Origin of the sequence: Knoellia flava TL1 (assembly GCF_000768675.1) — a bacterium.
GTDB classification, from domain to species: domain Bacteria; phylum Actinomycetota; class Actinomycetes; order Actinomycetales; family Dermatophilaceae; genus Knoellia; species Knoellia flava.
Window position 1 is genome coordinate 330757 of the sequence record NZ_AVPI01000001.1, and the last position, 14116, is coordinate 344872.

The 14116-nt window shown below is 71.9% G+C and carries 11 protein-coding genes; 5 read left to right on the forward strand and 6 right to left on the reverse strand.

Features of this window, described 5'->3' with window-relative positions; all coding sequences use genetic code 11:
* Positions 1–13: 13 nt before the first annotated feature.
* The gene (locus N798_RS01700) at positions 14–1666 is read right to left on the reverse strand and encodes an FAD-binding dehydrogenase (protein WP_035945618.1); all 1653 of its coding nucleotides are present in this window, start codon (positions 1664–1666) and stop codon (positions 14–16) included.
* Positions 1667–1887: 221 nt separating this feature from the next.
* On the opposite strand from N798_RS01700, the gene N798_RS01705 reads away from it, so the two are divergent.
* Positions 1888–2655 carry a peptidylprolyl isomerase gene (locus tag N798_RS01705; protein ID WP_035945619.1) on the forward strand — a complete coding sequence of 256 codons (768 nt, stop codon included), beginning with the start codon at positions 1888–1890 and terminating at the stop codon, positions 2653–2655.
* A 34-nt stretch (positions 2656–2689) separates the two neighbouring features.
* On the opposite strand, the gene N798_RS01710 is transcribed toward N798_RS01705, so the two are convergent.
* Positions 2690–3364 (reverse strand): HAD-IA family hydrolase, encoded by a 675-nt coding sequence (locus tag N798_RS01710; RefSeq protein WP_156971570.1) that lies wholly within the window; start codon positions 3362–3364, stop codon positions 2690–2692.
* Between the two features lie 22 nt (positions 3365–3386).
* Between N798_RS01710 and N798_RS01720 the strand changes: the two genes are divergently transcribed.
* On the forward strand, positions 3387–5540 hold the full coding sequence (locus N798_RS01720) for a DUF998 domain-containing protein (RefSeq protein WP_052116805.1): 2154 nt from the start codon (positions 3387–3389) through the stop codon (positions 5538–5540).
* A gap of 24 nt (positions 5541–5564) precedes the next feature.
* On the opposite strand, the gene N798_RS01725 is transcribed toward N798_RS01720, so the two are convergent.
* The 4 genes from N798_RS01725 to N798_RS01740 form a co-directional block, all read right to left on the reverse strand.
* Positions 5565–6758 carry an NAD(P)/FAD-dependent oxidoreductase gene (locus N798_RS01725; RefSeq protein WP_035945620.1) on the reverse strand — a complete coding sequence of 398 codons (1194 nt, stop codon included), beginning with the start codon at positions 6756–6758 and terminating at the stop codon, positions 5565–5567.
* Positions 6759–6855: 97 nt separating this feature from the next.
* Positions 6856–8574, reverse strand: coding sequence for an AMP-binding protein (locus tag N798_RS01730; protein WP_035945621.1), 1719 nt, complete (start codon positions 8572–8574; stop codon positions 6856–6858).
* 57 nt (positions 8575–8631) lie between these two features.
* Positions 8632–9528, reverse strand: a complete 897-nt coding sequence (locus N798_RS17150; RefSeq protein WP_188450412.1) for a sucrase ferredoxin — start codon at positions 9526–9528, stop codon at positions 8632–8634.
* 130 nt (positions 9529–9658) lie between these two features.
* On the reverse strand, positions 9659–10597 hold the full coding sequence (locus tag N798_RS01740; RefSeq protein ID WP_188450411.1) for a sugar-binding transcriptional regulator: 939 nt from the start codon (positions 10595–10597) through the stop codon (positions 9659–9661).
* A 175-nt stretch (positions 10598–10772) separates the two neighbouring features.
* On the opposite strand from N798_RS01740, the gene N798_RS01745 reads away from it, so the two are divergent.
* The 3 genes from N798_RS01745 to N798_RS01755 are packed head-to-tail and all read left to right on the forward strand — an operon-like array spanning position 10773 to position 14079.
* Positions 10773–12200, forward strand: a complete 1428-nt coding sequence (locus tag N798_RS01745; RefSeq protein ID WP_084099966.1) for an ABC transporter substrate-binding protein — start codon at positions 10773–10775, stop codon at positions 12198–12200.
* Positions 12201–12232: 32 nt separating this feature from the next.
* Positions 12233–13192, forward strand: a complete 960-nt coding sequence (locus tag N798_RS01750; protein WP_035945623.1) for a carbohydrate ABC transporter permease — start codon at positions 12233–12235, stop codon at positions 13190–13192.
* Positions 13189–14079, forward strand: a complete 891-nt coding sequence (locus tag N798_RS01755; RefSeq protein WP_229708495.1) for a carbohydrate ABC transporter permease — start codon at positions 13189–13191, stop codon at positions 14077–14079. Before N798_RS01750 ends, N798_RS01755 begins: the two co-directional genes overlap by 4 nt.
* Positions 14080–14116 lie beyond the last annotated feature (37 nt).

Below are 14116 nucleotides of genomic sequence, written 5' to 3' on the forward strand. Positions count from 1 at the left end.
GCCGGTATGCCGGTCAGCGGACCTCGCGGGCCGCGGCCCGTCCCGCTGCGCGACCGGAGAAGAGGCAGCCGCCGACGAAGGTGCCCTCGAGCGACCGGTAGCCGTGCACCCCACCGCCACCGAACCCCGCGACCTCGCCCGCGGCATACAGGCCCTTGACCGGTTCGCCGTCGGCGCCGATCACCTGTGAGTCGAGGTTGGTCTGCAGGCCGCCGAGCGACTTGCGGGTGAGGACGTTGAGGCGCACCGCGACGAGCGGGCCGCGCTTCGGGTCGAGGATCCGGTGCAGCGGGAAGGCCCGCTTGGTGAGCCTGTCGCCGCGGTACTTCCGGGCGACGTGGATCGCAGCGACCTGCGCGTCCTTGGTGAAGGGGTTGTCGACCTGGCGGTCGCGCTCGACCACCTGCCGCTCGATGTGGTCGGCGTCCAGCGGCGCGTCGGGCGTGAGCGCGTTCATCTTCGCGACAAGCTCGCGCAGCGTCGTGGCCTGGACGAAGTCGACGCCGTGGTCGAGGAAGGCCTGCACCGACGGCTGCACCGCCGTCACCGGTCGCTTGAGGATGTCGCGGTAGCTGCGGTCGGTGAGGTCGAGGTTCTGCTCGCTGCCCGAGAGCGCGAACTCCTTGCCGACGAGCGTCCGGTTCGTGATGAACCACGAGTGGTCGTGGCCGGTCCGCCGCAGGTGCGAGAGCGTGCCGAGCGTGTCGAAGCCCGGGAAGTTCGGCGGGGGCAGCCGGTCGCCGTTGCCGTCGAACCACAGCGACGACGGCCCGGGCAGGATCCGGATGGCGTGGCTCGGCCACACCGGGCTCCAGTTGTTGATGCCCTCGACGTAGTGCCACATGCGGTCGCGGTTGATGACCGTGCCGCCGGCCTCCTCGGTGATGGCGAGCATGCGCCCGTCGACGTAGGCCGGGACGCCGGTGATCATGTGCTCGGGAGGGGTGCCGAGGCGCTCGGGCCAGTTGGCGCGGACGAGCTCGTGGTTGCCGCCGATGCCGCCGCTCGTGACGAGGACGGCGTGCGCGGCGAACTCGAAGTCGCCGACGACGTCGCGGTTCGAGGCGACGCCACGCTCCGAGTCGTCCTGTGCGAGAACGGATCCGCGCACGCCGGTCACGGCGCCGGCGGTCGTGACGAGGGCGTCGACCCGGTGACGCGGGCGGTAGATGATGCGTCCGCCGCGGATGTGCTCGCGCACGCGCTCGATGAACGGCTGGACCACGCCCGTTCCCGTCCCCCACGGGATGTGGAACCGCGGCACCGAGTTGCCGTGGCCGCCCGCGCGGCCGTCGCCGCGCTCGGCCCACCCGACGACCGGGAAGAAGCTGATCCCGAACTGCCGCAGCCACTCCCGCTTCTCGCCGGCAGCCCACTCGACGTAGGCACGGCCCCACTGGCGGGGCCAGAAGTCCTCGTCGCGATCCCAGCCGGCCGTGCCCTGCCAGTCCTGCCACGCGAGGTCGAAGGTGTCCTTGATGCCCATCCGCCGCTGCTCGGGGCTGTCGACGAGGAAGAGCCCGCCGAAGCTCCACCACGCCTGGCCGCCGAGGTTCGCCTCGCTCTCCTGGTCGAGGAGGACCACGGAGCGTCCGGCGTCGGCGAGCTCGTTGGCGGCCACGAGACCGGCGAGGCCGGCCCCGACGACAAGGGCGTCAGCGTCCATGCCGCGACCCTAGTGCTTGTTACCCGCCGGTACCACCAGTCCCGCGATCCCGTCCAGTGTCGGACATCCGGGGTCATCGGGCCGCGCGAGGCCCCGATTCCCCGACACCCGACCACCCACATGGACCCGTATGCCGGCCGCTCGCCTCCCGCTCGACAGGCGCCGCGCGCTGCGCGCACCTAGGGTCGCAAGCACCCCGTCCCCTTCCCCGGAGGTCAACGATGACCCGGTCCCTCGCCCGCTCCGCCGTCCTCGCCCTCGCCGGCGGGCTGCTCGCCAGCGCGCTGCCCTTCGCCACCTCCGCGGCGACGGCAGCACCCTCGAGCGAGGTGCCGACCGAGCCGACGTCCGGCGCCTGCGGCTTCACGCCGCTCGAGGACCAGACCTGGTCGACCTTCGTCGGGCTCCCGCAGGACCCGGCCCGCACTCCGAGCCGTGGCACGGCGGGCGTCGTCCTCGAGACCAACCAGGGCGACATCCCGGTCGTGCTGGAGCGCGCCAAGGCGCCGTGCACCGTCCTCAGCTTCGAGTTCCTCACCCGCAAGAAGTACTTCGACGGCACGGACTGCCATCGCCTCACGGCATACACGACTCCGCCGGCGGCGCTCTCCGTGCTCCAGTGCGGTGACCCCCTCGGGACAGGCTGGGGCGACCCGGGCTACGCCTTCGCGGACGAGCTCGACTCGGCCAAGGCCCTCGAGAACTGGCCGGGCTTCCCCGACGGCAGCCGCAAGGTCTACCCGCGCGGCACGCTCGCGATGGCCAACGGCGGGCCCGACACCAACGGCAGCCAGTTCTTCCTCGTCCACGAGGACTCGCGGCTGCGGCCCGACTACACCGTCTTCGGGCACGTCACCGAGGAGGGCATGGAGGTGCTCGACGCCATCGCCGCCGGCGGCATCGACCCGGGCACCGAGGGCAGTCCGCAGGACGGCACCCCCGCGGTCGGCGTGACGATCGAGCGCGCCAAGCGCACCGGGACTCCGTGACCACCCCGACGAGGACGGGATCAGGGCAGGCGGGCTAGGGAGTCGCGACGAGGGTGCGCCAGGGCACCGAGGCGATGCTCTCGAAGACGACGTCGGCGTCCTGTGCAAGGACCTCGACGGGGGTTGTGCCGAGGACCGCGACGAGACCGCCCGCGCCCGCCGCGCGCCCCGACACGAGGCCGGCCGTGGCGTCCTCGACGACGAGGCAGTCCTCGGGCTGGAGCCCGATGCGGGAGGCACCGAGGACGTAGGGCTCGGGCCCCGGCTTGCCGTGCGAGACGTCACTCGCGGTGACGAGCACGGTGGGGCGGGGCAGGCCCGCCGCGGCGATGCGCACCCCGGCGAGCTCGTGCTCGCACGACGTGACGATGGCGTGCGGGACGCCGAGCTCGTCGAGCAGCTCGAAGACCTCGCGAGCGCCCTCCAGGGCGACGACACCCTCGGTGTCGGCCAGCTCGATCTCACGGATACGGGCGTGCGCGGCGAGCTGCTCGGCCTCGGAGCGGTCGGCCATGACGTCGAGGATCGTGTTCATGCTCGTGCGGCCGTGCGAGCCGACGAGGGCGGCGGGCTCGACCCCGACCTCCTCGCACCACCGCATCCACGACCGCACGACGGCAGGCGTCGAGTCGATGAGGGTGCCGTCCATGTCGAAGAGGACGCCGCCGAACGCACGCTCGGACAGGGCTCCGGCCAGGGGTGCACTCACCGGCTCAGCCTAGGGTTGGGCCATGGCGCCTCCGACCTCGGGACACGTGCGGGGCGCCCTCGCGACCGCGACGACGGCGTTCGTCGCCCTCGTCGGCGGCTGGATCTGGGCCGCGATGCAGCAGCCCGACGGCTACGACGCCGTCCGCGAGTCGATCAGCGCGCTCGCCGCCTCCGAGACGCCGCACCGGTGGATCATGACGGCCGCGCTCGTCGTCACCGGCGTCGCGCACGTCGGATCAGCGCTCCTGTTGCCGGGGCTGCGCCGAGCCGGCCGGGCGGTGCTGACCGCGGCAGGTGTCGCCACCGTCCTCGTCGCCCTCGTCCCGCTCCCCTCGCGTGCCGAGGGGTCGGCCGTCCACACCGTCGTCGCCGCGCTGAGCTTCGTCCTCCTCGCGGCGTGGCCGTGGTTCGGGGCCGACGAGCGCGCCACCCCGCTGCTGCGTCCGGCGGTCGCCCGCCCGGCCTCGATCGTGCTGCTCCTCCTCGTCGCCTCACTCCCGCTCGGGGTGGGCAGCGGACTGCCGTTCGGTGCGCACGAGCGCGTCGTCGCGGGCCTGCTCGCCGCCTGGCCTCTGGCGACGGCCGCGGTCGCGTGGTGGGCCATGGGGCACCGCATCGGCGACCGGAGGGTGCGCCGCGTCGTCACCGTCGCTCTGCTCACCGTTGCCTGCGCGGCCGGCGGGGTCGCGGCCACCCGGCTCGCCCCGGCCACCGCCGAGACGACGCACTACTCGGCGCAGGTCCAGCTGTCGATGGACCCGCGCGACTCGACCCGGCTCGTGGCCCGCACCCTCTTCGGCGACATCGACGTCGGCTTCACCGGGCTCGCGCCCGGCATCGAGGCCACCCCGCAGGTCAAGGCCTCGATCGCCGACCTCCTCAGCCGTCCGCAGATCACCGTGTCGAGCCTCCAGCCCGGGCCCCTCGAGCTCAACGCGGCGATCGTGCGGGCCGCACGCGACGTCGGCATCCGCTTCGCCCTCGGCGCCCTCGCCGTCGCCGCCCTCTGGGTGCTCCTCCGCGCGATCGTGCGCCGGCGCCGGCCCGGCGCCTGGGCGTGGGCCGGGGCGACCACCGCCTGGGTCGTCGCGTGCGGCGCGACCGGCCTTGGCATGTGGCAGACCTACCAGCCCGAGCGGCAGCACGAGTTCACCTCGACCGGCGTGCTCGGCACGGTGCAGCGCAACCAGTCGCTGCTCTCCGACGTCGAGGCCCGCACGGCGCAGGTCTCGCCCTACCTCCGCAACCTCATCGCGCTGTCGTCGGCGCTGCAGGACAAGTACTCCCCGACCGAGCTCGCCCAGCCCACCGCGCTGCGCGTCCTCCTCGTCTCGGACCTCCACGCGGGCAACCAGTACGCCCTCATGCGCACGATCGTCGAGGAGGAGGACATCGACCTCGTCGTCGACACCGGCGACCTCGTCAACTTCGGCACGGTCGCCGAGGGCAACGCCTCGGGCATGTTCGCCGGCATCGCCTCGGTGCCCGTGCCCTATGTCTTCGTCCGCGGCAACCACGACGCCACGTCCGCGACCGACCGGGCCGTCCTCGACCGCATGGCCGCCATCCCCAACGTCGTCCTCCTCCAGCCCGACGACGAGACCTACACGGTCGTCGAGGCGGGTGGCATCCGGATCGCCGGGTTCAACGACCCACGGTGGTTCGGCGACGACGGCAAGCGGAGCAAGGACAAGCAGCAGCCTGCCAAGAGGGCGTTCGTCTCGGCGTTCGAGGAGCAGGACCCGCTCGACCTCCTCGTCTCGCACGAGCCGTGGGCGGTCCAGGACGTGCCGCGCGCCGACGTCGCCGTCAACGGCCACATGCACACCCCCGACCTCGAGGGGAACCGGATCCAGGCCGGCACCTTCACCGGCGGCGGACCGCTCACACACTTCGTCGGCAGCGAGGACGGCGAGGAGCTCATCGGCCAGCCGTCGGCCTTCGACGTCCTCAGCTTCGGCGAGACGTGCCGGCTCACGTCGGTGACCCGCTACCGGTTCCGCAACGTCATCGAGGGGCGGCCGGCATACGACGATGTCAGTCTCGTCAACGGCAGCCGCATCGACACCGTGACCGAGGACGGGCGCACGTGCGAGAAGCCGGAACCCGGCGCCGGTGTCCTCGACGCCCTCACCCTGACGGAGGTCCCGGCGAAGCCTCCCGCCGCCGAGTGAGCTCGCCCGATCCTCGTATGCCGTTCACTCGCCTCGCGTGCGCGCGCTCGCACCTCGTGACGTGAGCGCTCCGGCGAGGCCCCGGACGAGGTGGCGGTCGATCCGGCCGTCGCCAAGGCCGAGCTCGACGAGGGTGTCGAAGACCCGGCGGTCGTGAGCGGCCGCGGTGATGCCCGCGTCGACGACCCGGGACGACTGCGAGAGCCGGGCCGCGAGCCACGTGTGTCGGAAGTGGCTGCCGAGGAGCCGCCGGACCTCGGTGCGGTGGACGGCGCCGGCGTCAGCAGTGCGACCGAGCCGGACCGCACGGGCGGCGGTGCGGCCGGCGAGGATGCCGGTCGCGACGGCGTAGTAGATGCCCTCCCCGGTCATCGGGTTGACGAGCCTGGCGGCGTCCCCGGCGAGGAGCACCGGTCCGTCGGGCTGGTCCCACCGCCACGTGCTCAGCGGCAGGTGGTGGCCGATCCAGTCGGCGCCGGATGTCGCGGCGCCGGGGACGAGCTCCTCGAGCTGGTCGAGGAGGAGGCGCCGGCTCGGCGGGCTGCCACCCTCGCCCGGGAGCAGCTCGCCGTAGCCGACGTTGACGAGCCCGTCGCCGCGGTCGAACGCCCACGCGTAGGAAGGCTGTCGCCGCGAGCCGTAGCGGATGACCTGGCGGCCACGGGTCTGCGGCGTGACCGGCGCGTAGCCGCGAATGGCGAGCGCGCGCGACTCGCGGCGACGCCCGAGCAGCCGCTCCCGGACGAGCGAGTGGGCGCCGTCGGCGCCGACGACGACCCCGGCGGTGAGGTCGCCGAGGGCACCGGAGACGACGACCGGGTCGGTCGCCAGCGAGGTGACGCGGTGCCGTCGCAGCTGCGCGCCGGCGGCAACCGCGCGCTCCACGAGCCGGGCGTCGAGGACCGAGCGCGGGACGACGTGGACCTCGCGCGCCATGTCGCCCTCGACCCGGACGTCGCCGTGCGAGAGCTCGAGCCGCGTGATCGGCGCCCAGTCGTCGACGACGTCCGCGGCACCGACCGTCGCCAGGGCGGTGAGGACGTGCGGGGCGATGCCGTCGCCGCACGACTTGTCGCGCGGGAAGTCAGAGCGGTCGAGGAGCAGCACCCGCAGCGTCGGGTCCTCGGTGAGGGCACCGAGCGCCGCGGCCGAGCCGGCCGGACCGGCGCCGACGACGATGACGTCGGCGTCGGTGCTCGCGGTCGTGCTCGCGCTCATCGGAGCCGTCCGAGTCGCCGGTCCAAAACGGATTTCGACCGGGACCCCACCCCCGTCCGCGTCCGCGTCCCTGACCGCGCCACGTCGCCGACCACGCTCAGTCGGTCCGGAGCAGGTCGTCCCGCCACTCCGTGGCCTCCTGCTCGCCGTGGCCGCGGGCCAGCTCCTCCTCGCGACCGCGCAGCTCGACGCGGCGGATCTTGCCCGAGATCGTCTTGGGCAGCTCGCCGAACTCGAGGCGGCGCACGCGCTGCCACGGCTGCAGGTGCTCGCGGGCGTGCGCGAGGATCGAGCGTGCCGTCTCCTCGTTGGGCTGGTGCCCGGGCGCCAGGACGACGTAGGCCTTGGGCACGGCGAGTCTCACCTCGTCCGGCGCCGGCACCACGGCCGCCTCCGCCACCGCCGGGTGCTCGATGAGGACGGACTCGAGCTCGAACGGGCTGATCTTGTAGTCGCTTGCCTTGAAGACGTCGTCGGTGCGACCGACGTAGGTGATCCAGCCGTCGGCGTCGATGCTCGCCACGTCGCCTGTGTGGTAGAGCCCGTCGGCCATCGCCTCGGCGTTGCGCTCGGGGTCGCCCTGGTAGCCGGTCATGAGCGGCAGCGGTCGAGCCGCGAGGTCGAGGCACAGCTCGCCCTCGTCGACCCCGCGCTCCCCCGTCGCCGGGTCGACGAGGACGACCGGGCACCCCGGCAGCGGGCGCCCCATCGACCCGGGCTTGACGAGCGACCCCGGGGTGTTGCCGACGACGGCGGTCATCTCGGTCTGGCCATAGCCATCGCGCAGGGTGAGCCCCCACTTCTGCTGGACCTGCGCGATGACCTCGGGGTTGAGCGGCTCACCGGCGCCGATGACCTCACGCAGCGACCCCGGTCCCTCCGACAGGTCGGCGTTGATGAGCATCCGCCACACCGTCGGCGGCGCGCAGAAGGTCGTCACCTCGTGGTCGCGCAGCACCCCGAGCAGGGCTCCGGCGTCGAACCGCGTGTAGTTGTGCACGAGGATCGTCGCCTCCGCGATCCACGGCGCGAAGAAGCACGACCAGGCGTGCTTCGCCCAGCCCGGCGAGCTGATGTTGAGGTGCACGTCGCCCGGCTGCAGCCCGAGCCAGAACACCGTCGACAGGTGGCCCAGCGGGTAGGACACCTGCGTGTGCTCCACGAGCTTCGGCCGGCTCGTCGTCCCCGACGTGAAGTAGAGGAGCAGCGGGTCCCCGGGCGCGGTGCCGGGGTGGGGCAGCGGAGGCGAGTCGACGGCATACGCGTCGTGGAGGTCGTGCCAGCCGTCCGCGGGACCGACGCTGATGCGCGTGATGTCGCCCGGGATGCCGGCGAGCTTGTCGACCTGTGACGCGTTGGTGATGACGTGCCGCGCGCCGCCGCGGGTGACGCGGTCCTCGAGGTCTGCGGCTCCGGCGGCGGACGTCGTGGGCATGATGACGGCGCCGAGCTTCATCACCGCGAGCATGCAGTCCCAGAGCTCGACCTGGTTGTCGAGCATGAGGATGACCGGATCCCCCTGTGCCACACCGCGTTCGGCGAGCCAGTGGCCGACGCGGTCGGACCGGTTGGCCATCGCGTCGAAGGTGACCTCGCTCGAGCTCCCGTCCTCCTCGACGAGGACGAGAGCCGTGCGGTCGTTGCCGCGGGCGATGACGTCGAACCAGTCGACCGCCCAGTTGAACCGCTCGCCGAGGTCGGGGAAGGCGAAGTCGCGCACGGCCTCCTCGTGCTTTCCGCGCCAGCCGAGGATCTGGTCGCGCGCCGCCCGGTAGAGGTCGGTGGCAGGGTTCGCGGGCGCGGGCGTCGTCGTCATGCGCTCACCCTGCCTCGCGGGAAGGTCGCGCGCCAGCGGTCGAGCCGACTCGTTGCGTCAGGCGGGGCCGGAGCAGACGGCGGTCCGGTATGCCGTGTGCTCACCAGGGCCCTTGCCGCACGACAGCGGTGCCGGCGGGAGCGCCTCCGCGGTGACCTCGACCCAGGTCGTGTCGGGCAGCGGGTCGTCGCCGATGACCTCGACCCGCGTCACCGTCTCGGAGACGACGTCGACGGTCCCGGGACGGGCGGCGGTGATCGGCGCGGGTCCGTGCTCGGCGAGCACCCAGCCGGTCGCGGCCTGGACCGCCGGCGACCAGCGCGCCAGTCCGCGGAGGTGGCGCGTGTCGACCTCGCCGGCGCGGTGGGACCTCACGATGTCGACGGCGTCTGCCATGTCGACCTTGCCGAAGCAGGTGCCGTCAGGCATCGAGAGGAAGGTCCCGGCGAACCGGTGACCGCTGAGGTGGGTGCACTCCCAGACCTCGTCGGGCCACACCTTGGCGAGCGCAGCGGTGATCGGGCGGCCGCGCAGCGCGCAGCAGGCGTCGCGGGTGCCCTGCGTGCAGACGAGGAGCATCGGCTCGGCGAGCGCCTCCGACTGAGCCAGCGGCGCGCCCATCGCGGCGACGGCGGCGAGGAGGTCGTCGCTCGTGCGCCACGTGCCGGTGACCCAGGTCCCGTGGGCCGAGTCGACGGCATACCAGGATGGCGCCTCGCCCGGAGCCCGGCGACCGTGACGACGCACGAGGAGCGACCGGCCCTGGAGCTCGGCGCACCCGGACTCGATCGCAGCGGCGAGGGAGGGGGAGATCGGCGGGGTCTCGAGGTGGTTCTTCGCCCACGGCCCGGGGTGCTCGATGAGGAGCCAGCGTCGCGCGACCGGCGCGGAGCCGAGCATGGGCTCGGAGCTCTCGCGGGCGATGTTGGAGCAGCGGCCGGATTCGGGACTCACGCGCACGATGCTACGTCGGCGCGCCCCCTGCGCACCGGCCCCTCTCGGGTGTCGGGGATCGGGGCCCATCCCGGCCGGCGTGCGCCCGGATCCCCGACACCCGGGGGCGACAGCGCTCCCGGCCAGGGCTTCAGCGGAGGTCGAGGAGGGCGTCGGCGGTGTCGGCGGTCGTGACGAGCGACTCGATGAGGTCCCCCTTGACCGCTGCCGCGATGGCGTCGACCTTGTCGGGACCGTGGGCGATGCCGATGACGTGCCGGATGCCGTGGAGCTGCTCGCCGGTGAGCCCGACGATCCTCGCGGTGAGCGGGGTGTCGACGACGGCCCCGTCGGCGTCGAAGAAGACGCCCGCAGCCTCGCCCACCGCCCCCGACCGGGCGACGGCCTTGCGGTCCGCGGGCTTGAGCACGTCGTGGATCGTCGACGTCCCCGGTGTCCACGCGCCGAGGCCGATGACGGCGAGGGTGACGTCGGCGACCCGGTCGAGGGCCTCCCGGACGGGGGGCTGCCGGCGCATGACCTCGGCGCTCGCGGCATCGTCGAGGAGCAGGGGCGAGTAGAAGACGTGCCGCCCGCCGCCGGCGATCCGGGCCGCGCGCCGGACGACGTCGACCGAGCTGCTGTCCTCCTCGGGTGTGACCATCGCTCCGCTCAGCTGGACGACGGGAATCCTCGGGAGCGACGTCAGCGCGTCGACCATGCGGCTCACGGAGCGGCTCCACGGCAGGCCGAGGACGTCCTTGTCGGTGACGACCTCGCTGAGGAGGGCGGCCGCGGCCGCGGAGACCCCCGGGTCCGCCTGGGCGCCGGACCCCGGCACGACGACGCAGTGCTCGAGCCCGAGGGCATCGCGCAGCCGGGCCGACCGGTCGGTGTCGATCCCCACCGGCGAGACGACCTCGATGCGCACCATCCCGCTCTCGCGGGCCGCGTCGAGGAGGCGCGCGACCTTGAACCTGCTGATTCCCAGCGAGGTCGCGAGGTCGACCTTGGACTCCCCGTCGATGAGGTGACGGCGCGCGACAGCCGCCGCGAGGACGGCTTCCGAGGGACCGAGGGCGTCAGCCACGAGGCACATTCTCCCGACCCGTCGCCCGGGGCGGCAGTCGGTTCGCCGGACAGCCGGGGCGGGCGCACCTGTTGACAGGGCGGCGTCGCTCCGACAGGCTCATGTGTGCAGCATACGCGCTCATTTGAGCATTGCGAGTGCGGAACCCGGAGCAGACGACGAGAACGAGGCAACGATGCCCCCCACCGGATCGCCACTGGAGCCGACCAACCCGACCGCCACACGGCATACGCGACATCGGCGCCGCAAAGCCCGGGTGCTCGCGGTCGCCGGGGCCGCCGCACTCTCCGTCGGGCTCACCGGGTGCGCCGGCTGGGGCGGGGGCAGCGTCGGCGGCGGAGGCGCGAACTCGATCGACGTCCTCATGGTCAACAACCCGCAGATGGTCGACCTCCAGCAGCTCACGGCGAAGCACTTCACCGCCGAGACCGGCATCCGGGTCAACTTCACGGTCCTGCCCGAGAACGACGTGCGCGACAAGATCAGCCAGGAGTTCTCGAGCCAGGCGGGGCAGTACGACGTCGCGACGCTCTCCAACTTCGAGATCCCGATCTACGCCAAGGCCAAGTGGATCGCGCCGATGGACGACTACATCGCGCAGGACACCGCCTTCGACCAGGACGACATCCTCAAGCCGATGACGACGTCACTGTCGAGCGAGGGCAAGATCTACGGCCAGCCGTTCTACGGCGAGAGCTCGTTCCTCATGTACCGCAAGGACGTCCTCGAGGCCAAGGGCGTGACGATGCCCGAGAAGCCGACGTGGCAGGAGGTCGCCGAGATTGCGGCCCAGGTCGACGGCGCCGAGCCGGGCATGAAGGGCATCTGCCTTCGCGGCCAACCCGGCTGGGGCCAGCTCTTCGCGCCGCTGACGACGGTCGTCAACACCTTCGGCGGCACGTGGTTCGAGGAGGACTGGACGCCCAAGGTCAACGCGCCCGAGTTCACCGAGGCCGTGCAGTTCTACGTCGACCTCGTCCGCAAGCACGGCGAGAACGGCGCACCGCAGGCCGGCTTCACCGAGTGCCTCAACAACCTCGTCCAGGGCAACGTCGCCATGTGGTACGACGCGACGTCGGCCGCCGGCTCGCTCGAGGCCGACGACTCCCCCACCAAGGGCAAGTTCGGCTACGCGCCCGCCCCGGTCGTCAAGACCGACTCCTCCGGCTGGCTCTATGCGTGGTCGTGGAGCATCCAGCAGGCGAGCGGGAAGAAGGACAACGCCTGGAAGTTCATCTCGTGGGCGTCGAGCAAGGAGTACGAGGAGCTCGTCGGCGAGGAGCTCGGCTGGACCCGGGTTCCCGCGGGCAAGCGCGCCTCGACCTACGAGAACCCGCAGTACCTCGAGGTCGCCAAGGCCTTCGCCGAGCCGACGAGGGCCGCCATCGAGGCCGCCGACCCGACGAACCCGGGCCTCCAGCCGAGACCGGCCATCGGCATCCAGTTCGTCGACATTCCCGAGTTCCCCGACCTCGGCACGCAGGTGAGCCAGGACGTCAGCTCGGCCATCGCCGGCCAGACGACGGTCAAGGAGGCGCTCGACAAGGGGCAGGAGCTCGCCGAGGACGTCGCCGAGCGCTACCAGAAGAGGAGCCAGGGATGAGTTCCGACGTCTCCCAGACCACCGATCCCGGTATGCCGGACGGTCCCGCCGAGCGTGCCGGCGCACCTCGCGGACGCGAGCCGGGAGAGAACACCGAGCGCGCGACGAGGCTGGCGAGGGCCGGTGACTGGTCGCGGCGGGCACCGCTGCTGCCGGCGCTGATCTTCGTCATCGTCCTCACCCAGCTGCCGTTCATCGCGACGCTCGTCGTGTCGTTCATGAACTGGAACGCCTACTACCCCGACGAGCGCGGGTTCGCCGGGTTCGACAACTTCGCCCGGGTCTTCACCGACAGCAACACCCGCAGCGCCGTCCTCGTGACGATCCTGCTCACGGTGCTCGTCGTCGTCATCAGCCTCGTGCTCGGCATGGCGATCGCGCTGCTGCTCGACCGCAGGTTCATGGGCCGGGGCATCGTCCGCACGCTCATGATCACGCCGTTCCTCGTCGTGCCCGTCGCCGCGGCGCTGCTGTGGAAGCACGCGCTCTACAACCCCGAGTACGGCCTGCTCAACGGCACGCTGACGTTCCTCTTCGGCGACGACGCTCCGCAGCCCGACTGGATCAGCAACAACCCGCTCATCTCGATCGTCGCCGCGCTCGTCTGGCAGTGGACGCCGTTCATGATGCTCATCCTGCTCGCGGGGCTGCAGTCGCGGCCGCTCGACGTCGTCGAGGCCGCCCGGATCGACGGCGCGAGCCCGTGGCAGATCTTCAGGAGCATGACGCTGCCGCACATGCGCCAGTACATCGAGCTGTCGGCGCTGCTCGGCGCGATCTACGTCGTGCAGAACTTCGACCACGTCTTCACGATCACGTCCGGTGGCCTCGGCACGGCGAACCTGCCGTACTTCATCTACCAGACCTTCTACACCGCCCAGGACTACGGACGCGCCTCTGCCGCAGGCGTCGTCGTCGTCATCGGCACGATCCTCATCGCGACCGCCGCGCTGAGAACCGCATTCAGCCTGTTCAAGGAGGAAGGTCGATGAGCAGCACCACAGAGACCGTCGACGGGGCCGAGGTGGCCGACCCCCACCGCGAGCCACAGGCGATCAACCACCACAAGGACCCGAAGTCGCACATCCTGCTCACCCTCGCCGCGTGGCTCTGCGGGCTGCTCTTCGCCCTGCCGGTCGCGTGGATGATCCTCACCTCCTTCCACAAGGAGGAGGACGCGGCGACGAACCCGCCGAGCCTCTTCGCACCGCTCAGCCTCGACGGCTACAAGGCGTTCTTCGACGCCGGCCCGTGGCCGCCACTGGCGAACTCGCTCACGGCGAGCGTCGTCTCGACGATCCTCGTGCTGCTGCTGGCGTTCCCCGCGGCCTACGCCCTGTCGATCCGGCCGGTGAGGAAGTGGACCGACGTCCTCTTCTTCTTCCTCTCGACCAAGATGCTGCCGATCGTCGCCGGCATCCTGCCGATCTACCTCTTCGCGCAGAAGGTCAACCTGCTCGACAACATCTGGCTGCTCATCATCCTCTACACGTCGATGAACCTGCCGATCGCCGTGTGGATGCTCCGCTCCTTCCTCGCCGAGGTCCCGGTCGAGATGCTCGAGGCCGCCCAGGTCGACGGCGCCTCGCTCATGACGACGCTGCGCAAGGTCATCGCACCGGTCGTCATGCCGGGCATCGCCGCAGCCGCTCTCATCTGCTTCATCTTCAGCTGGAACGAGCTGCTCCTCGCGCGTGTCCTCACCGGGACCGTTGCCGGGACGGCCCCCGTGTTCTTGACTGGGTTCGTGACCAGCCAGGGCCTGTTCCTCGCCAAAGTGTGCGCAGCGTCGTTCGTCGTCTCGCTCCCGGTGCTCGCCGCCGGGTTCGCGGCGCAGGACAAGCTCGTCCAGGGCCTGTCCATGGGTGCCGTCAAGTGAGCGCCCCCTCCGCTTGCGTCCGCAACTGTGGTGGCCA